17 protein-coding genes are annotated in these 18,667 nt (G+C 44.1%); 7 read left to right on the top strand and 10 right to left on the bottom strand.

From position 1 onward, the window contains the following. The first annotated feature begins 219 nt into the window (after window positions 1–219). A complete protein-coding gene (locus CXF58_RS12800) occupies window positions 220–681 on the top strand; it encodes a universal stress protein (RefSeq protein ID WP_068403584.1) in 462 nt (153 codons plus the stop codon). Window positions 682–826: 145 nt separating this feature from the next. Here the strand turns inward: CXF58_RS12800 and CXF58_RS12795 are convergent, their stop codons facing one another. Next, the gene (locus CXF58_RS12795) at window positions 827–1,759 is read right to left on the bottom strand and encodes a LysR substrate-binding domain-containing protein (protein WP_102077726.1); all 933 of its coding nucleotides are present in this window, start codon (window positions 1,757–1,759) and stop codon (window positions 827–829) included. 201 nt (window positions 1,760–1,960) lie between these two features. Here CXF58_RS12795 and CXF58_RS12790 point away from each other — a divergent pair, with 201 nt between their 5' ends. Beyond that, entirely contained in the window at window positions 1,961–3,043 is a 1,083-nt protein-coding gene (locus CXF58_RS12790) for a YeiH family protein (RefSeq protein ID WP_102077725.1), read from the top strand. Between the two features lie 185 nt (window positions 3,044–3,228). Here CXF58_RS12790 and CXF58_RS12785 read toward each other — a convergent pair whose 3' ends face one another. The 3 genes from CXF58_RS12785 to CXF58_RS12775 all read right to left on the bottom strand — a co-directional run bounded on the left by CXF58_RS12785 (window position 3,229) and on the right by CXF58_RS12775 (window position 7,494). Beyond that, entirely contained in the window at window positions 3,229–3,438 is a 210-nt protein-coding gene (locus CXF58_RS12785) for a transcription antiterminator/RNA stability regulator CspE (protein ID WP_068403593.1), read from the bottom strand. A gap of 287 nt (window positions 3,439–3,725) precedes the next feature. Then, the gene (locus CXF58_RS12780; protein WP_102077724.1) at window positions 3,726–4,148 is read right to left on the bottom strand and encodes a YbaN family protein; all 423 of its coding nucleotides are present in this window, start codon (window positions 4,146–4,148) and stop codon (window positions 3,726–3,728) included. A 376-nt stretch (window positions 4,149–4,524) separates the two neighbouring features. Continuing rightward, window positions 4,525–7,494 carry a valine--tRNA ligase gene (locus CXF58_RS12775; RefSeq protein ID WP_102077723.1) on the bottom strand — a complete coding sequence of 990 codons (2,970 nt, stop codon included), beginning with the start codon at window positions 7,492–7,494 and terminating at the stop codon, window positions 4,525–4,527. A gap of 251 nt (window positions 7,495–7,745) precedes the next feature. Between CXF58_RS12775 and CXF58_RS12770 the strand changes: the two genes are divergently transcribed. Further along, complete coding sequence (locus CXF58_RS12770; RefSeq protein WP_102077722.1) at window positions 7,746–8,852, top strand: formate/nitrite transporter family protein; 1,107 nt, start codon at window positions 7,746–7,748, stop codon at window positions 8,850–8,852. A gap of 266 nt (window positions 8,853–9,118) precedes the next feature. Here the strand turns inward: CXF58_RS12770 and CXF58_RS12765 are convergent, their stop codons facing one another. From CXF58_RS12765 to CXF58_RS12740, 6 genes are all read right to left on the bottom strand, one after another. Continuing rightward, on the bottom strand, window positions 9,119–10,042 hold the full coding sequence (locus tag CXF58_RS12765; protein WP_102077721.1) for a bile acid:sodium symporter family protein: 924 nt from the start codon (window positions 10,040–10,042) through the stop codon (window positions 9,119–9,121). 376 nt (window positions 10,043–10,418) lie between these two features. Beyond that, the gene (locus CXF58_RS12760; RefSeq protein WP_102077720.1) at window positions 10,419–10,907 is read right to left on the bottom strand and encodes a YbjQ family protein; all 489 of its coding nucleotides are present in this window, start codon (window positions 10,905–10,907) and stop codon (window positions 10,419–10,421) included. Window positions 10,908–10,955: 48 nt separating this feature from the next. Then, complete coding sequence (locus CXF58_RS12755) at window positions 10,956–11,426, bottom strand: YbjQ family protein (protein ID WP_102077719.1); 471 nt, start codon at window positions 11,424–11,426, stop codon at window positions 10,956–10,958. Between the two features lie 91 nt (window positions 11,427–11,517). Next, on the bottom strand, window positions 11,518–12,075 hold the full coding sequence (locus CXF58_RS12750; RefSeq protein WP_102077718.1) for a UPF0149 family protein: 558 nt from the start codon (window positions 12,073–12,075) through the stop codon (window positions 11,518–11,520). Window positions 12,076–12,325: 250 nt separating this feature from the next. Next, window positions 12,326–12,562 (bottom strand): PA3496 family putative envelope integrity protein, encoded by a 237-nt coding sequence (locus CXF58_RS12745; protein WP_068403618.1) that lies wholly within the window; start codon window positions 12,560–12,562, stop codon window positions 12,326–12,328. A 189-nt stretch (window positions 12,563–12,751) separates the two neighbouring features. Continuing rightward, entirely contained in the window at window positions 12,752–14,257 is a 1,506-nt protein-coding gene (locus CXF58_RS12740) for a hypothetical protein (protein ID WP_102077717.1), read from the bottom strand. Window positions 14,258–14,764: 507 nt separating this feature from the next. Between CXF58_RS12740 and serB the strand changes: the two genes are divergently transcribed. The 4 genes from serB to CXF58_RS12720 all read left to right on the top strand — a co-directional run bounded on the left by serB (window position 14,765) and on the right by CXF58_RS12720 (window position 18,442). Next, a complete protein-coding gene (gene serB, locus CXF58_RS12735) occupies window positions 14,765–15,952 on the top strand; it encodes a phosphoserine phosphatase SerB (RefSeq protein WP_102077716.1) in 1,188 nt (395 codons plus the stop codon). A gap of 138 nt (window positions 15,953–16,090) precedes the next feature. Further along, the gene (locus tag CXF58_RS12730) at window positions 16,091–17,101 is read left to right on the top strand and encodes a DUF368 domain-containing protein (RefSeq protein ID WP_102077715.1); all 1,011 of its coding nucleotides are present in this window, start codon (window positions 16,091–16,093) and stop codon (window positions 17,099–17,101) included. A 225-nt stretch (window positions 17,102–17,326) separates the two neighbouring features. After that, window positions 17,327–17,716: an AciT family ciprofloxacin tolerance protein gene (aciT, locus tag CXF58_RS12725; protein ID WP_102077714.1), complete on the top strand. Its 390-nt coding sequence runs from the start codon at window positions 17,327–17,329 to the stop codon at window positions 17,714–17,716. A gap of 219 nt (window positions 17,717–17,935) precedes the next feature. Beyond that, window positions 17,936–18,442: an SCP2 sterol-binding domain-containing protein gene (locus tag CXF58_RS12720; protein WP_102077713.1), complete on the top strand. Its 507-nt coding sequence runs from the start codon at window positions 17,936–17,938 to the stop codon at window positions 18,440–18,442. Window positions 18,443–18,667: the final 225 nt, after the last annotated feature.

Here is an 18,667-nt window from a genome sequence, read left to right as displayed (position 1 = left end):
TATAGGTAATCTTTAAATAGAATGGCAGTTATCAGCTAAAAAGGATTTGCCTAACGAAACTAGATGGGGCTTAGGGCTTGATAAGTCAAGATAGCGCTAGGAGAAAAATAATAACGCTTCAACAATACATCATAAAGATAGTGTGGATTTAACAAAGCATACTTAACAGCAGTCAGTAGTAGTGCTATAGTTGAAATCATCTGTCAAAAGGAGCAGCTCATGAGTTACGAACATATTTTATTGGTCACCGACTTGATGTCCGACGCTGATGTGGTCGCCCAAAAGGCCAAACGTATCGTCGAGAATCGTCCGAACGCCAAATTATCGGTATTACATATCGTCAAAGATACTATGGTCGGCTTTGGCTATGAGCTGGTGCCTGCCTCAAGTTTATACGATGAAATCGATGATGAACGCTGCCAAGAAGCACGCGCCAAATTAGCGCAATTTTTGGAGCGTAACGACTTGCACGCGGTCAACTCTGAAGTAACAACCGCCATCTCTAACAGTGAGGGTATCGTCAATTATTGCCATAAGCATGACGTTGATTTATTGGTCATCGGTCGGCATGAGCGCCACGGTATCTCGGCTTGGCTTAGTGGCGCGACGGCAGATAATATCTTGCCAAACGTCCCATGCGACAGCTTAGTGGTGCGACTGGATAAACCCGTTAATAAATAAGCCTAAGAACAGGAACAGACTTAACATAATTCCCAAGTTATTAAAAAAGTTCATTGAGAAAAGCGCACTGTGTGACAGTGCGCTGTTTTATTATCCATCAAAATAGTAGAGACTCTATCCAATACCTCTATGTTTACTACTAAAATCAATCTTCTGTCAAAATATCAATAAAACTCTGCCAAATGGGGCTTTGATGACGCGCTTTATGCCACACCAGCCACCACGTGCGCGCTAAATCAATACTTGCTACTTTCACCTGCACCAGCTCTGCTTTATCCAATTCTGCTTGAATGACATACTGCGATAAGCAGCCAAGCCCAATATCGGCGCTGACCATATGCTTAATGGCTTCTGACTGCTGAATTGCCATGACAATCTCGGCATGCGGTAGATGCTGCAATAACTGCTCATCGATAATCTGCCGCGTCCCCGAACCCGCCTCTCGTACCAGTAATGGCAGCCTTGCCAATCGTTCAACGCTGAGCTCATAGCATTTTTCTTTATGGTTATAGTCCATGTTTGCCAGCCATTTACTATGAGATTTAGCAAATACCATCAAGGTATCGGTCCGCCAAGCGCGCTGCTCAATCACTTTCATATCTGTCGGGCGCGGCATACCTTCTACAAGCGCAATATCGATATTTAATTGCTCAACCTCGCCGACCACTTCTTGGGTATTGGCAATATACATATCGATATGGGCATCGGGTAGCGCTTCGTACAATTTGGCAAGCAGCGGTGGCAATACATAATTACCAATCGTGGTACTAGCACCAATATGAATCTGCCCTGCTTGATGCTTATGATAATGCTCAAGGGTTAAAGCTTGTCCCAAAATAGCTTGCGCCTGAATATAAATAGGATGGGCGTTTGGATGCTGATTAAGCCTGCGACCGACGCGCTCAAATAGCGGCATTTGTAACCGCGCCTCCAGCTCAGTGAGTGCACTGCTGACCGCTGACTGCGATAAATGCAGCTCTTCACTGGCACGGCTGGTACTGCCAGTTTGATAAATACTGACAAACACCGATAGCTGCTTAAGGGTAATCCTCGGTAGCAGCTGCATAACTTTTTTCATGATTGGATCACCTCTTTCATCGGCCTTTTATCTTTAACTAATTAGGACATGACCTAGCCTACAACAACTTACTAACCTAAAAAATCGATAGTTTATATCTTATTAATCTGTTTTTATTATAAATCGGTTTATCTTATACTGTCTATTCATAAGCTTATGCTTATTTCGATTATAGATGATAAAAAATAGGATGCGTACGATATGAACGCAGTAGCACAAACCATGAATAATTACTTCCCGCATAATCGTCATGCGATGGGACTTATTGTCGTGCTGATTGGGAGCTTGTTTTGTTTGTGGTTAAATGTCAGCCTAGACACATGGTCAAATGGACGCATTGTTGGTCTGTCATCGTTGACGCTAGCAATTTTACTTGGCATGGTACTTGGCAATACGATTTATCCAAATTTTTCTGATCAATTAAGTGCGGGTGTTGGTTTTGCTAAAGGTCAAATACTGCGCCTAGCCATTATATTTTATGGTTTTAAACTGACTTTAACCCAAGTCGCAAGCGTTGGTATGCCCGCCGTAATGACTGATGCATTGGTATTAACCTCAACGTTTTTACTTACCTATTGGCTCGGTACAAAGTGGCTTAAAGTCGATAAGCAAACGACGCTATTGATCGGCTCAGGGGCAAGTATTTGTGGCGCTGCAGCGGTAATTGCCGCCGAACCAGTGGTTAAAGCCGAAGCGCATAAAGTCACCATTGCCGTTGCCACCGTGGTGGTCTTTGGCACGATTGCCATGCTGCTCTATCCATTTTTATATCAACTTGGCTGGCTACAACCTTGGCTAAACGCTCAGCAATACGGCATATATACCGGTTCAACCATTCATGAAGTGGCACAAGTAGTGGTCGCTGGTAACGCCGTCAGCACCGAGGTTGGCAATACCGCGGTCGTCACAAAAATGATACGAGTGATGATGCTCGCGCCTTTCTTATTGATTTTATCGTTTGCCTTAACCAAGAGCAGTAACGATAATGGCGAAAAACCATCATTTATCAATCGCGTGCAACAAGTGAAAGTCCCTTGGTTTGCCTTTATCTTTATTTTGGTGGTGGTATTGCATACGTGGATACCGATGACGGCAAGCTTTGAGCAGAGCATGGTCATGCTTGATGATGTCTTATTGACGATGGCAATGTTTGCCCTTGGTTTGACCACCCATATGAGTGCCATTAAACAAGCTGGCGTCAAACCATTGATACTTGGGGCGATTATGTTTACTTGGTTAATCGTTGGTGGCGGCTTGATCAATATTGGCATCGCTTCACTGTAAAAAAGCTATTTACGCACCAATAAAACTAAAAATGCCGACGATTATCACTATAATCGTCGGCATTGTTGTTCTAAGACTTTACTATTTATTTATCAAAAGCAATAAACATAAATAATAGGTGAAAAAAAACGAACCCTAAGGCTCGTTTTTTTATTCATCTAGCTCTAATTGTCTATAAAGACAAATTAGATAGCAACGATGTTATGTGCTTGTGGGCCTTTTTGGCCTTGAGTTACAGTGAACTCAACTTCTTGGCCTTCAGCCAAAGTTTTGAAACCTGAACCAGTGATTTCGCTGTAATGAGCAAAAACGTCTGCGCCATTTTCTGGAGCGATGAAACCAAAGCCTTTAGCTTCGTTGAACCACTTAACTGTACCTTTTTGAACGTCTGACATAGTCATAACCCTGATATTTAATTTATTTTTGGCCTAATTGGCCGATAACGCTTGCAAATAGCTACTGAACGATAAATATTAAAACGAAGGATTATAACTAATACTACGAGGTAATGATTTGGTGCAGAACTGCTCTTAAGCTTGGAGGTATTATAGGTGGCCTAGCGCAGTATCGCAAGCCTTATCTTATCTTTAGTGTAACAAAGCGCAATTATTGGCTATTTTTTGCACTTATTTGCTTTATTTTTAGACAATTAACAAAAATTTTAAGCATTTAACCGCTAAGTCTAGGCATTCGGCAAACGGAATAAATATATGGCGACGCCAGTGCAAATCGCTGCTACTAGCCACGCCATCCACACCATATCCGCTGGCAGACGATAAAATAACATTGATATCGATAGTGTCATCATAATCGTTGCTAACCACTTCGCATATAGCGGTACGGCACGGCGCTCTTCCCAATCGCGAACAAACTTACCAAAATACTTGTGATTAATGAGCCAAAAATGAAAACGTCGTGAGCTACGTGCCCAGCAACCTGCTGCCAGCAATATAAAAGGCGCGGTCGGCATCACCGGTAATAATGCACCGATAATTCCCAAGACAAAAAATATCCAGCCAAATATCAAAAATGCCCAACGCACCGCTGGGCTATTGTGTTGATTGGTCTTTGGTCGATAGTAAAAGGCTTTTTTTGGTTGGGTCATGGGATTTTGTCAGTCAGTGTTAAATATTAAGTTATTAGATTTGCTCTACTTATATAAGCTATCAAAGATAAAGAAATTAATAACTGAGTACAAGACTGATTTTGCACGGTTTTGCTACCGGTACGTAGCTTATTTAGCGATTAGGTAAATATAAATCGTTCTTCTCTACGATTTGGCAGGATAGCTTTCCCAGTACTCAGCGATCGCCTTTGGAAAACAGTATACTTTCGCTTTCACACTTATGGCGAATGGGACTAATATGGATTTGCTCACGCCGCCGATACTGTCACAAGCGGCATCAGTAGGCACGTCATAAACGCTATCACAGTTGTGACAGCGCTCTTAATTGATATAGATACCTACACCTACTTTGCAACTACAACGCTTTTAACTCTTCCATCTGCGCTGTCATCGCCGTCAACTGCCCTTCTAACTCAGCTAGTTTCGCTTTTTCGGCATCGACCACTTCCGCAGGTGCTTTACTGACAAAGCCTTCGTTACCTAGCTTGCGGGCGATACCTTCCGCTTGACCTTTCAACTTATCATATGACTTACCCAGACGCGCAAGCTCAGCCGTTGGATCAATCAGCCCTTTCATTGGGACAAGCACGCGTAGCTGACTAACCATACTTGATGACGATAATGGCACTTCATCACCTTCTTTTAGTATCTCTAGGCTCTCAACTTTGGCAAGCGCTTTAAACTGATTTTTGATGCGTGATAGGCGCGCATCTTCATCAGCAGAGATATTTTGTAGCAGTACTGGCAAGCGTACCGCATTACCGAGTTTCATCTCACCACGGATATTACGCACGCTGGCGATAAGCTCTTGAAGCCACGCCATATCAGCCTCAGTTTGCTCACTGATTTGCGCAGTATCGGTTTGTGGATAGTCAGCAACGACGATGCTGTCGGTGTTTTTACGACCCAATAGCGGTGCCACCGTCTGCCAGATTTGCTCGGTCAAATACGGCATGATTGGATGGCTAAAGCGTAGCGCGGTCTCAAGCACATGCAGCAGCACATAGCGGATTTGCGCTTTACGCTCGCTTGATACCGAGTCATCATTTAGGCTGGCTTTGGCAAGCTCAACATACCAGTCACAGTATTCATTCCAGATAAACTCATAAATATCATGGCTAACCATATCGAGGCGATACTGGGCAAAATGCTGATGGATATTGCTAATGGTCGAGTTAAGGCGACTCATGATCCATTTTTCTGGTAATTCCCAAACATCTGCATTGGCGGTCTGGTCAATCGCTTGGGCGTTGCCTTGTTTATCGACACAATTCATCAGTACAAAGCGGCTGGCGTTCCAGATTTTATTACAAAAATTACGATAACCCTCGACACGCTTGAGATCAAAGTTGATATCGCGGCCAGTGCTCGCAAGGGAGGTAAAGGTGAAGCGCAGCGCATCGGTACCGTAAGCTGGGATACCTTCTGGGAACTCTTTACGCGTTTGCTTTTCAATTTTTGCCGCGTCTTTTGGATTCATCATATTGCTGGTACGTTTTTCTACCAACGCTTCCAGATCAATACCATCAATCAAGTCGATAGGATCTAAGACGTTACCTTTAGATTTGGACATTTTCTGACCGTTACCATCACGAACCAGACCATGCACATAAACAGTCTTAAACGGTACTTGCGGCGTGCCGTCTTCGTTTTTCACAAAATGCATAGTCATCATGATCATGCGTGCGACCCAAAAGAAGATAATGTCAAAGCCAGTCACCAACACGCTGGTTGGGTGAAAGGTTTTTAGTACGCGCGGATCAGCGTTCGGGTCTGCCCAGTCAAGCGTACTAAACGTCCACAAACCCGAGCTAAACCAGGTATCGAGCACATCATCGTCTTGGCGCAATTTGACGTCGTTACTTAGATTATATTTGGTACGAACTTCGGCTTCATCACGGGCGACATAAATCTCACCAGTCGCATCGTCATACCATGCAGGGATACGATGTCCCCACCATAGCTGACGGCTGATACACCAGTCCTGCAAGTCGGTCATCCACGCCATATACATATTTTTATATTGCGCAGGAACGAACTCAATTCGGCCATCTTCTACGGCATCAATCGCGGGTTTGGCAAGCTTACTGACGGCTACGTACCATTGATCGGTCAACCATGGCTCAACAATGGTGCCGCCACGCTCAGCACGTGGGGCTTTGAGTGCGTAGTCTTCGATATCCTCTAGCCAGCCTTGCTCACCTGCTTGCTCAACCAAGAATTTACGCGCGGCAAAGCGCTCAAGCCCAGCATAGTCACTTGGCGTCGTCTCCAGCGTTGGCTCACGCGTCTGCAAGTCAGGGTAGACTTCCATGGCTGGTAAGATATTGGCGCGTTCATCAAGGATATTAATCAATGGCAAGTTATGACGACGACCGAGTTCATAGTCATTAAAGTCATGGGCTGGGGTGATTTTTACGCAGCCAGTACCAAATTCGATATCAACATAATCATCGGCAACGATAGGCACAACGCGACCAGTAATCGGCAAGGTAATGGTTTTGCCAATCAAATGCGCGTAACGCTCGTCCTTTGGATTGACGGCAACGGCGGTATCGCCCAGCAAGGTTTCAGGGCGCGTGGTAGCGACAACCAAATAGTCCTTACCATCTTGGGTTGTGATATCTTTCTCAGTGAAGTGATAGCGAAAATGCCACAAGCTGCCCTTTTCATCGACGTTTTCAACTTCTAAATCTGATAGCGCGGTTTGAAATTTTGGATCCCAGTTGACCAAACGCTTTCCACGATAAATAAGCTCATCATCATATAGACGAACGAACACTTCTTTGACCGCATTGGATAAACCATCGTCCATGGTAAAGCGCTCTCGCGACCAATCAACCGAGCTACCAAGGCGGCGAATCTGCGTGGTGATATTGCCGCCCGACTCTTCTTTCCACTCCCACACTTTATCGATGAAATCTTCGCGCGTCATATCACGGCGCTTCAAACCTTGCGCCTCCAAACGACGCTCAACGACCATTTGGGTGGCGATACCGGCGTGATCGGTGCCCGGTTGCCAAAGGGTATTATCACCATCCATGCGATGATAACGGGTTAGTGCGTCCATGATGGCATTGTTAAAGCCATGACCCATATGCAGTGAACCGGTGACGTTTGGTGGCGGCAAGGCAATAGAAAATGACTCGTCTTTATCAAAACTTGGCTTAAAATAACCGCTATCTTCCCAGCCTTGATACATGCCTGCTTCGACATCGCTTGGATTGTAGGCGTTCTCTAATTGACTTAAGGCGGCCTGAATCGATTGTGTCAGGTTGCTCTTGGTGTTGCTCTTGGTATTATCAGGGGTATTAGAAGTACTCATAATAGAATGGTCTTTTATTAAAAATGAAGGTGGTCAAACAAAGTTATCGAAAAATAGGGAAAATAATTAATAGAGTGATTTTAACGCAGATGGGCAGATTTTGTTAGATGCTAAGGACATTTATCAGTCTTCAATAGCGGCAGGGGCCAATTTACAACAGTAATCGGCTGAACACTCAACATAATAAACGCTGCGCATACGCTAGAATAAAGAGAAACCTAAATTATTATCAGATAAACAGCGAGCCGACCGTGTCTAAAGATAGCGAGCACAACGATAACAATAATAGTAGCAATAGCAGCCACTTTAAAGCTGAAAAAAGAGAGGATGTACGCTCTATAGATGCTGAAGAAAATAGTGCTGAAGACAAAGTAGAAGGCGATACTGAGGCGCAGAGCGACTCCGATACCACAGAAAACTTAGAAGACGAAGATTTCTCTGAGGATATTAGCGAAGAAGACAAAGAGACCATCAAAAAAGTCGCCAACGATGACAATTTCAGCCAAGCAAAAAGCTATGCCAGTATCTTGGTTGAGCAGGTGATGGATGCCAGAGAAACCTTTGAGCGCTCGCTTGGCTCGTTATTTACCAGTGCTTTTACTGCTGGGCTTGAGATTGGCATCAGCTTCTTTATGATTTTATCGGCTTTTGCTCTTTTGAGTGACGTGCTACCCAGTCATTATGCCATCGTCCTTGCCTCTCTACTTTATCCGATTGGTTTCATTATTGTCGTCATCGGTCAATCGCTTTTATTTACCGAACAAACCTCACTGTTGAGCCTGCCCGTTCTCAACAAAATCGAACCCTTACATAAGTTGCTACGCCTTTGGGGCATTGTCATCGCCGGTAACGTCGTTGGTGGCTGTTTGTTTGCCGCTTTGATGATAGGCCTAGGTTTAAATATGCAGCTGTTTAGCGTCAGTGACATCGATGCCTATGCCGAGCATATCTTAGGGTTTAGATGGTGGGTGATATTTGGTAGCGCCATCTTGGCAGGCTGGATGATGGGCATCACCGCCTGGCTTGTTACCTCGGCGCGCGACACCCTTAGCCGCATTGTTTTAGTGACCTTGATTACTGGCAGTATTGGCTTTTTAGGTTTGCATCATAGTATCGTCGGTAATATCGAGATATTTTCTGCTTTGCTTTATGGCAATACCGTCAGCTTAGCGCGCTATTTGCTATTTTTGGCGGTGATATTGGTTGGCAATACCGTGGGCGGGGTGGTATTTGTCGCGGTCCTAAAAAACCGTACCTTCTTGTTTGATATTGCTAAAGTCAAAGAAGAAACTGCCAAAGACAAACCAAACGAAGTCAACAATATAAACAACCGTATAAATACCCGCCGACCTTATTAACAATAATTAGCAGTAAAATCCTTAAGCTAATTTCCCATGACAGATTTTAAGCATTTAAACCTGTTATGGGATTTTATGAACGAGTGATTTATAGTAAATTCCATTTAGAAATGTTATAGGACTGCTGGAATAAATTTCTCGAAGCCTCTGGAGTGCGAAGCACACAGCAAGCGAGGAAGATTTATTCCAACAGAGCGCTATTTTAAATGAACCACTTTTATATTGAATTGTCTATAGATGCTTAACGTCTGTCTAAATCATTAGCGTTAAAGCATGCGCGCGGCTAATACACTGCTTTCTATCTCAGATTTTCTCAGTTTATTGTGTCGCGCGCTAAATATGCGTACCAAAATCCCTGCCGTTAAGAACATTACCAAGGTATAGATGGCTGGTATCATCGACATATCGTAATTAGATAATAACGTCAACGCCATAAATATCGATAAGGTACTGTTTTGGAGCCCGACTTCTAACGTGACTGACGTTCTTTGCGCCAAGTTTAGACCAAACCATTTGCTACTATAATAGCCAAGCGCCATGGTTGAAAGATTCAATATTATCGACACAGGGCCGGTAGCGATAAAGGCATCGACGATGATATCGCGTTGCACATAGCCCAAAAACAGCACTAAAAACGTTAAAAACAGCACGCCAAAGCGCGACACATAGATTTGTGAGCGATCGGCGACTGCGGGCGCGTAACGCTTAATCAGCATGCCGATACTAATAGGCACAATCGTTAGCAGCACCAAAGTAAGCACCGTTTTTAATACGGGCAATTCAAACGCGCTACCGCTGCCCATAAAATAAATCAACGAAAAGCTCAGTACAATCGGAATGGTGAATACCGTGATAACGCTGGCAATTGCGGTCATCGTCACCGACAGCGCCACATCGCCTTTGGCCAAATAAGTAAATAAGTTTGAGGTAGTGCCGCCTGGGCATAGCACGAGCAGCATAACGCCAACGGCATACTCTGGGCGTAATGGCATGATATTGGCTAAGACAAAGCCGATGATTGGCAGTAGTATCAGCTGATTGGTCAAGCCTATACCGACAGCTTTGGGATACTTTAACACCCGTTTAAAATCATTGGTGACGAGAGTCAAGCCCATGCCCATCATGATTAAAAACAAGCAAATAGGAATAATAACTGAGTTTACTAAAGTGACTAGCGCCAAACTTTCCATACTAACATCCCTGTAAATGTGACCTATTCCTAGATCAACTGCTAATGATTGAGTGATACCTGCTTAGCATTCCTTGCTAAGGCTGGTTAATAGCGGCTAACGCTTAACATCAACGGCCATCACTCATTGTTATACTGAATTGCTGATATATCGATATTACTTTTCACTCACTATAGCTTTTATGAGAGTGCTTATAGCATAAAAGTCAGCAAAACATATAGCGAGTATATAGCGCAAATGTCATATACATTTGCTTTATTCAACGACTCATCAGTCAAGTGTAAAATGTGGGAATAGAGTAGAAATAGAAAGGGTTTTAGTCAGAGTAAATAAGAGGATTTGCCAGAAGGTCTAACATGGTTATGGTTAAATAGTTTTAAAGGATCGAGGCTTTATCAGAATTCTCACAACTATGGACGGCGGTACCATAGGCAATGGCTTCGACCATACTGCCCAACTGATTGACATTACTGACTTCAAAACGCAGGCCATAAATATGATTATAGCCTTTCGCCTGCGCTTGGCTACGCATACGTACGGCAGCTTCACGGCGCGCGCGATCAAGTAAGGTCTCATAAGTGGTAAGATTTTTACCAAAAATACTTAAAACGCGAGCAATGACCATTTTAAAATAATCTTGCGCAATCACCACGCTGCCAAGTACCAATTCACCCTCAGTATGAGCATCCAATTTGGGTACATAAAAGCGCTCGGTCGAGACGACAATATGGCCAAGCTCTTTTTCAGCGATTTTTAATTGTGCCAAATGCTGACGCTCATGCCGTGAACCAAAAAACCAGCCGACTACAAACAATACCAGAAGCGGCGCGTAGTTGATAAGCATTTGGGTGAGAGAATTATTCATGAACCGTCTCGAGCGTCAAAAAGCGTTGCTGCTTTTTTTACTGGTTAATTAACCAAAAGGATTGAAACGTGGCAAATCATCAGCGGCGGCGGTTGGGTTTTGCGGCACCGCTTGGTTATAATTTTGCAAACCTGTAGGACCAGAAGGATTGCTCGGCGGTTGATGAGATGACGGCGAAGAGACGGACTGCTGCGGCATGGGTACGGCTTTAACCGCGGTGCCATAGACAAACAGCTCAGAAGCGCCTTGGGCAATGCTCGAAGTCGAAAACCGCAGACCTACCACGGCATCGGCACCTAAGGCTTCTGCTTTGATGACCATACGATCGATGGCTTCTTGGCGTGACTCTTCTAATAGCTCGGTATAAGCCGTCAGCTCACCACCAACGATATTTTTTAGCCCAGCGAACAAGTCTTTGCCCATGTGCTTTGAGCGCACAGTACTACCGTAAACAACGTCCAAGCGCTCGGTAATCTGGTAGTTGGGTAAGTGCTCAAGGTTGGAAAGTTGCACAGTCATGCTACAGCCTTATTGGTGACTTATATGAATTTAATGAAGATTGATGGTGTCAGTGCATAATAAACAATCAATATTGTTGAAACAAACCCTGCTAGTCATTGGTATGAAACAATAAAAACAGCTCGGTCAAATTGCCTTCGATGCTATTGGCCATTTGCGCCATTTTATCTTCATCAGCGCGCATTTCGGCAAGCTCAGGATCCTCATCATCGATACCGCTTAGCACAATCATAGGCAAGGTTAAGACCGCCACATCTTCTGCCGTTTCTTCATCTTCAAACCAATCACTGGCTTCATCGCCATACATCGCATCGACAAAACCGATCGACCAAGCAACGATGTCAGACTCCTCTGAAAAATCGACCGCCACTTCCTCATTACCCGCATTTTCACCAAAGGGTAGCTCGATCGGCGTTTCGTTTTTTAGCTCAGCCATAATCGAGTCGCGCCAGCGCTGAATACCGTCAATCACATTTGCAGGAATGTCACTGACATGACCTTCAAATAGCGCATCTAGCCAATTTGGCAATGGACGTCCGATAATAGTGGCGGTCAAAAAACCGTGGGTGGCAACACTATCCAGCACGAACTGGCTCTCATCATTGTCCAAATAGTCTAATAATTCATCGAAACTGAGTGGGTTATTCATAGCAGGGAGTCCTTGGCGGCTAGATTACGGCGTACGCCATACATGAGTATGGCAACATAAAAAGAGCTGATTGCAGCATCATTTTTAACAATTTAATATTATTAAAAATATCTGACAATCAGCTTAGCACAATATACTTAACATGATGATTGCTTATCTGTGTAACCAGTTAACAACTTTCGGCTAACACAAGCCATTATCTTTACTTTTCCTGATTATCAGGCGGCAAACTTAAAACAGAAATAACGGGTTAAATATCGTCATCATCCCAGTCATCGCCATCTTCATCAAAATTATCGATGTCATCAAGATCGTCTTTGAGCTCTTTTTCTAGACGTTTTTCTTCTAGTAGGTTATCAATCAAACGGCGTTTTTCAAGGCTGCTTAAGCGCGTACGCACACTGGTTTCGGCCTCTTCCACCATCTTGGCGTCGTCATCATCGACAAAATCGTCATCAAAATCGTCATCAATATCAGCGTCACTCATGACAAGCTCCTATCGTTTTTCGGCAAAGGTATTAAAAATACATAAATATATATATGCCTTATAAAGTCTCTCCCAAGCGTTGTCAATCCTTTTTATCACTATGACAACGTTATGCTCAAAGATAATAAGCGCATAGGCATTTATCTTACAGGCAATTGTAGAGATTCACTGACGTCTAAAGTGACAAATTTACCCTTGCTCTTCTGTCTCTTCAATCATCAATACCGCATTACGTACATCAGCCAGCCGCTGAATCATGGCATCATTACCGCCATCGAATATCGCACATTCGCGCTCATAAACGGTCGTTGGGCGCATGACGCTTTGGAGCTGAACATGATGATTGATTTGTTTAATACCCGCATTTGGTAGCAAAATAAGCATCTGCTCTTTTTTACCGACGCTCTCTAATAAATGGCTCATCGCTTCAACTTGCGCATTGTCACTGACACCCGCTTTCGCTGGTAAGGCAAATCTTGACAGTTCGATATGCTTATCGTGGATAATTTTATTGAGCATGAGATACAGCTTAGCGAGCATCACCCCTGCCAATGCTACTTTGGCATGGCTATTATCTGCCTTTAGCATCACATAAGCGCCGCTTTCATCAAAGTGTGGCTCATTAATTGCGCTGACCCCAAGCAATAATGGCTGCTTCAGTAATTCGGTCACCGCTTGATTTAATAACTGCGTACATAATGCCAAATAAGGCAGGCGCTGCGACGGCGCTAAGCGCTCGAGCATATTGAACTCATCATGAAAGACTATCTGGACGCTGACACTATCAAATGGACGGTTGGCAGACAGCCGAGCCATACCATTAGAGCCATTAGACTTATGGCTGTCATGATTGTTAGCATTGCCAGCAGTCAGTTGGTCCTGTAGATTGTCCGCGCCATCGTTATTCATAGCATGTGAAGTGGTGTCATGAGTCGCATCAAGCTCAGGATTTTGACCTTGCTGCCCTCTAACGTATTGATTGACCGCACTATGAATATCTAGTTTACGCGGTAGGTCTGATTTATCAGCATTTGGATTGCGGCTGGTAGCCGCGGCATTGGCTGCACTAGCGGATTCTGTTGACACATCTTCTGTTTCATCGCCACGCTCAAGGTTGCGCTCATAACCGCGCGCAAATTCGCGCTGATCGATCTGTCTGTACTGCTCGCGATGTAAATCTTGAATATCGCGGCTTAGCGCATTGATTTGCTCTTTGGTTGGGCGCGCAATATAACCATAAATTAGCCATAGCAATAAATGCAGCAGCATCGAGCCAATCACAAACGGCCACTGCATGGCGATAATCTCACCCTTGCTAATGTCTTTGAGGGTCAAGGCCACGCTACCGATGACTGCATCGCCTTTGGTGGCGATTTGGCTAATGGTATCGCCTTGCTGCATCGGTGCATTACCGACTGGCACCAAGACATCGCCATTATTGTCTTTAATCAAAATGCGCGTGACGTCCTGCTCGCTGGTATAGCGATTGGCTATGACGCTAAGGCTGACGCGGTCTTTATTTTCTAAAGATAAGCGCGCTTCATCAATGAGCTGAGCGACCATTTGCTCGCCCTTTTGGGCACGGCTATTGCTCAGCTGCTGATCGGTACTGATGACCAATAATAGGGTCTGCAAACAAAAACTAACCAGAAGAATAATGGCAAACAACCCTTGCCGCGGCGCTAAATACGTCATGATATGGTAAACTTTTTTGGATAAATGGAAGTAAAAAAACGAGGCTAAGGCTCATTTTCTAGAAGTGTATGCAGCTCTTAATTTGTCTATTTATTTTTTGCTTAATTTACTAGCGCCGCCACTTAATCAATAGTATTGCAGTATTTAAACGCATAGCACTTAAACAAATAGCACCTAAACAGATGACACTGAAACCAATGCTATTGATAAGACCTTGCCATCGTACAGCAGTTTTGTTGTGCAATTATGTTTGGTTCATACATTTACCGACAAATCGAGCGCTTATTTTCTCTACTATATCATCATAGTAAGGGTTATGGCGTTAGCGAATCGCATAAATTTATTGTAAGAATTTTCTTCTATGCGGCGGCGCTTTTTAGGCCTGTTAATTGGGTATGCTAAGCGTTTTTATCAGACTGTGAGACTTTGTACCTCATCTATAGGCGCTGCCCAGTAAAGCTGCTATTATTCCCAATCTTATATCAGCATACAAGGGACAATTGAGCGATGCAAAAAAATACATCTTACTCGTTACCAAAAGACAGCAAAGCTTGGCAACAAGCGGTCGATTCTGTAGCCTCATTATTGCCTGAAGGCACAAATCTACATGATTTTGATGCGCTACAATCCTTGCCTGTGTTTGCCTTAATTGTGGTATTGCCGACGCATGTATCTTCGCTCGATATTCATCAATATGTGCAGTCTTGGGTCGATGAGCAGCCAAACTGGCACTTGGTCACTGTCGCAGAAGACGCCGACGCCAATTTTGTCGATATTGAGATTGCTGATATAGATACCACGCAGCCATTTGCTAAGCGCTCGTTTATTGAGGTGCAAGTGTTTCGCTATCTACTAGTACCCGTCACCGATACTCTCATACACCCTGCTAAAAAAACAGCAGCGGCGCACATTATCGATGACCAATTGACCACCCGTCTGCGCCACGAGTTAACCGAAGACTATAAAAACTCGCAAACTGCCATAGGTAGCGAGCATTTAGATGTGGTCGACTGTCATATCTTGTCGGTCGGTCATATGCTACGTACCCATAAGCTGGCCTGTTTTGATATGGATTCGACGTTGATTGAGCAAGAAGTCATCGTTGAGCTGGCAAAAACTGCGGGGATTGGCGAGCAAGTTGCAGCCATTACCGAAGCGGCGATGCGCGGTGAGATGGATTTTGATGAATCCTTTGCACAGCGCGTGGCGTTATTAAAAGGCATATCGACCGATGTGCTCGATGATATTTGTAGCCGTTTAACCTTATCAACAGGCGCGCTGACCACTATCAGCGCCCTTAAAGCTCTGGGTTATCATACGGTCTTGGTCTCAGGCGGCTTTACCTACTTTGCCCGTTATATCGCTGAGCAACTAGGCATCGATGAAGTCCACGCCAATGCGCTAGATATCGAAGACGGCGAAGTGACCGGTCATGTGCAACTGCCGATTATTAATGGCGCCAAAAAAGCGGCGATTGCTGAACATACTGCTGAGCGCTTGGGTATTGATATGTCACAAGTGGTTTGCGTCGGCGATGGTGCCAATGATTTACCAATGATGGCGCTAGCGGATTTGGGCGTGGCGTTTAATGCCAAACCCATCGTGCAAGCGCGTGCGGACGCTGCGGTCAATGTTACAGGGCTTGAAGGCGTGCTTTATGCGCTTGGCTATCCAGCCTTTGCCCGCACTAAATAACGCTTAACCATTCTAAAAAATTAGCTAGGTTAAGGATTTGTCTTTAGCCTAGCTTTTATGGTTGAAGCTTTTTTATATCTACATCTCTTTTACCCTATTCATCTTACTTTTATCTTATTAAATAAAAAAGGACTGTCCATGACGGCATCACAATCACCGCGGCCAGATGCGCCGTCATCTTCCACTCCTATAGATAATGCGTCTTTATCCCAAGAAAGCACCCCTATTTATAATGACAGTCCAAAGCAGCTATTTGGCGTCTATGCCAAAGGCATTGCGATGGGTGCAGCAGACATTGTACCCGGTGTTTCTGGCGGCACGATTGCCCTAATTGCAGGGATTTACGAGCGCTTGATTAATGCTTTGAGTAGCGTCGGCCCTCATCTTTGGCAAATCTTTCGCCAACAAGGCGGGCTTAAAGGCTTGGTCGCCGTATGGAAGCAAGTCGATGCCACTTTTTTGGTGTGCTTGCTACTTGGTATCGCCACCAGTTTTGCTACGTTAGCTGGATTTATTAAGCATTTACTCGACCATCAGCCTTTACTGATTTGGTCATTCTTTTTTGGTTTGGTGGTGGCAACGGTCTTTATCTTATTGACTGAGATTACGCGCTGGAATATAGGACGGGTGGTATTGTTCTTGCTGGGCGCTAGTAGCGCGGTTGTCATCAGTAGCTTACCGTTATTGACCACCGCGCCGAGTTTGCCGTATTTGTTTCTTGCAGGTGCGATTGCCATCTGTGCGATGATATTACCCGGTATCTCAGGCTCATTTATTCTATTATTAATGGGCGCTTATGACACCGTACTCGAAGCGGTGCATACGCTAAACTTTAGTATTATTTTTACCGTCATAGCTGGCATGGCAACGGGGTTATTATTATTTACGCGTATGCTCAAATGGTTGCTATCACGCTATTATCAAGCAACTCTCGCTTTGCTGACAGGCTTTATCGCAGGCTCGCTGGTGAAAGTTTGGCCATGGAAAACCGATGCGCTCGGTACATTAAATAACGATGCTATCAATAACGTCATGCCATGGCAATATCCTACGGGTGCTCATTGGCTAACCACTTTAGGCTTAATGCTGTTAGGCGCTGTTTTGGTCATCGCCTTATCGTGGTGGGGGCGCCGCGGCGTTCGTCCTTAAAGCTAAATCTACGTTAAAAGTAAATTAATTCCAAAAAAGCGCCTACGATTAAGGCGCTTTTTTGTTGCTATTGACGGCGATATTTGCACGCAATTTTCTTAAAACTGTTTAAAAAAATCAAACGTCAGCTGTTGTCGCAAAGTCGTCGCTAACCTCTTTAGCTTTAGCTCGCAAACTTCCATAATGACCCTGTTGGAATTCACCTGATAAAGAGCGAGATGAACAATGTTATTAACCATATTTTCTACTTTTGCCAGTGAGACATGGGGCGCAGGTGCCATATTGGGTACTGGACTGCTAATGGGCATGGTGCTTGCGCTGGCTTTATCATCGCAGCGTTGGTTACTTTGGTATCTGTTTGGTGGCATGGCGTATTGGTTGGCGGTTGAAGCCATTCATAGCTTATTAAGCTATTGGTCGGTACTATCAGAATGGCACAATTATGTGATCGCGATGGGTATTAGCTGGTTGCCTTTGATAGGTTGGGTACTCTATCGAGCTTTGCGTTACGAAGACGTCAGCCGCACTGTGCATCAGCAGCGCGAACTACAAGCCACCCGCTATATTGAACACACGCCCGTCTATGATGACGACTATCAACCGCGCTTTCAGTAATTCAGTCACTCGGTCATTTACTAAGCTTGTCCCAATCATACTGCTGTCATCGAATGTTACAAGATACTTAAGGCACTCTACGTAACTCCTAAAGAATGGAAACTTATCATCTGTTCAATCGTTTATAATCTAATTATATATTTGTCATAAAAATTGTTATAAAGTACGCATTATTTTGCGTTTCATTTCTCATTCTTTAGGTTGTTTAGGAGTTCGATTATGTTTACTGTTCCTGTATTAGATATTAAGTCTGACCCATTAGATGTGTTACTGGCGGTGATTGGTTATCGTTTATCGATGCTCGCTGATAGCGAAGATGAAGACGTCAAAGCGCTGTTTGCTGATCGTAAAGTCACTATCGAGCTTGCCAGCACTGACGCTGATATCGCGCGTTACTATAGCTTTGATAATGGTCAATTTAGTCAGCATAGCGGTCATGCCAAAGACGCTGATTTGACGATTAATTTTAAAGATTCGATGACGGGCGTTAAGCTATTGACCAAAGGCAGCCTGCCTGCTTTTATGAACGCTGTACAAGAAGGCAATTTGAGCATCGAGGGCGATTATAGCCTCATGATGTGGTTCAATAAGCTTGCCAAACATATCGTGCCAGCGGTGCCAGAACAGTACAAACCTTATATTCAACAAGCCAAGCCTTATGCCTATAAAGCGCAGCAGTTTGCCAATCATTGGATCGGCGTTGCTAAGCATAAATTGGGTAAATAATAACTCAATCGAATAAATAATGTCACGAGTGAAAATAAGCAGAGAGTAGCTGGCTAACGTCCATATAATCTAGCGTAAGGACAATTTAGCGTAAAAACAATCTAGTGTAAAAATAACCTAGATACGTTTCACTACTTAGTACTATTCTGATTTTCTAAAAAGGTTGCGGTATACTATACGGCAACCTTTTTTTATTGCCTAAATTATTTTGTCTACACTTTAACA

Origin of the sequence: Psychrobacter sp. Sarcosine-02u-2 (assembly GCF_002836335.1) — a bacterium.
Lineage (GTDB): Bacteria > Pseudomonadota > Gammaproteobacteria > Pseudomonadales > Moraxellaceae > Psychrobacter > Psychrobacter faecalis.
Note: the sequence above shows the minus strand (reverse complement) of the source record. Positions and strands in the feature narration are given on the sequence as shown.

Coding starts and splice junctions, on each gene's coding strand:
- CXF58_RS12800 (WP_068403584.1), top strand. CDS start 220: ATGAGTTACGAACATATTTTATTGGTCACCGACTTGATGTCCGACGCT.
- CXF58_RS12795 (WP_102077726.1), bottom strand. CDS start 1,759: ATGAAAAAAGTTATGCAGCTGCTACCGAGGATTACCCTTAAGCAGCTA.
- CXF58_RS12790 (WP_102077725.1), top strand. CDS start 1,961: ATGAACGCAGTAGCACAAACCATGAATAATTACTTCCCGCATAATCGT.
- CXF58_RS12785 (WP_068403593.1), bottom strand. CDS start 3,438: ATGTCAGACGTTCAAAAAGGTACAGTTAAGTGGTTCAACGAAGCTAAA.
- CXF58_RS12780 (WP_102077724.1), bottom strand. CDS start 4,148: ATGACCCAACCAAAAAAAGCCTTTTACTATCGACCAAAGACCAATCAA.
- CXF58_RS12775 (WP_102077723.1), bottom strand. CDS start 7,494: ATGAGTACTTCTAATACCCCTGATAATACCAAGAGCAACACCAAGAGC.
- CXF58_RS12765 (WP_102077721.1), bottom strand. CDS start 10,042: ATGGAAAGTTTGGCGCTAGTCACTTTAGTAAACTCAGTTATTATTCCT.
- CXF58_RS12760 (WP_102077720.1), bottom strand. CDS start 10,907: ATGAATAATTCTCTCACCCAAATGCTTATCAACTACGCGCCGCTTCTG.
- CXF58_RS12755 (WP_102077719.1), bottom strand. CDS start 11,426: ATGACTGTGCAACTTTCCAACCTTGAGCACTTACCCAACTACCAGATT.
- CXF58_RS12750 (WP_102077718.1), bottom strand. CDS start 12,075: ATGAATAACCCACTCAGTTTCGATGAATTATTAGACTATTTGGACAAT.
- CXF58_RS12745 (WP_068403618.1), bottom strand. CDS start 12,562: ATGAGTGACGCTGATATTGATGACGATTTTGATGACGATTTTGTCGAT.
- CXF58_RS12740 (WP_102077717.1), bottom strand. CDS start 14,257: ATGACGTATTTAGCGCCGCGGCAAGGGTTGTTTGCCATTATTCTTCTG.
- serB (WP_102077716.1), top strand. CDS start 14,765: ATGCAAAAAAATACATCTTACTCGTTACCAAAAGACAGCAAAGCTTGG.
- CXF58_RS12730 (WP_102077715.1), top strand. CDS start 16,091: ATGACGGCATCACAATCACCGCGGCCAGATGCGCCGTCATCTTCCACT.
- aciT (WP_102077714.1), top strand. CDS start 17,327: ATGTTATTAACCATATTTTCTACTTTTGCCAGTGAGACATGGGGCGCA.
- CXF58_RS12720 (WP_102077713.1), top strand. CDS start 17,936: ATGTTTACTGTTCCTGTATTAGATATTAAGTCTGACCCATTAGATGTG.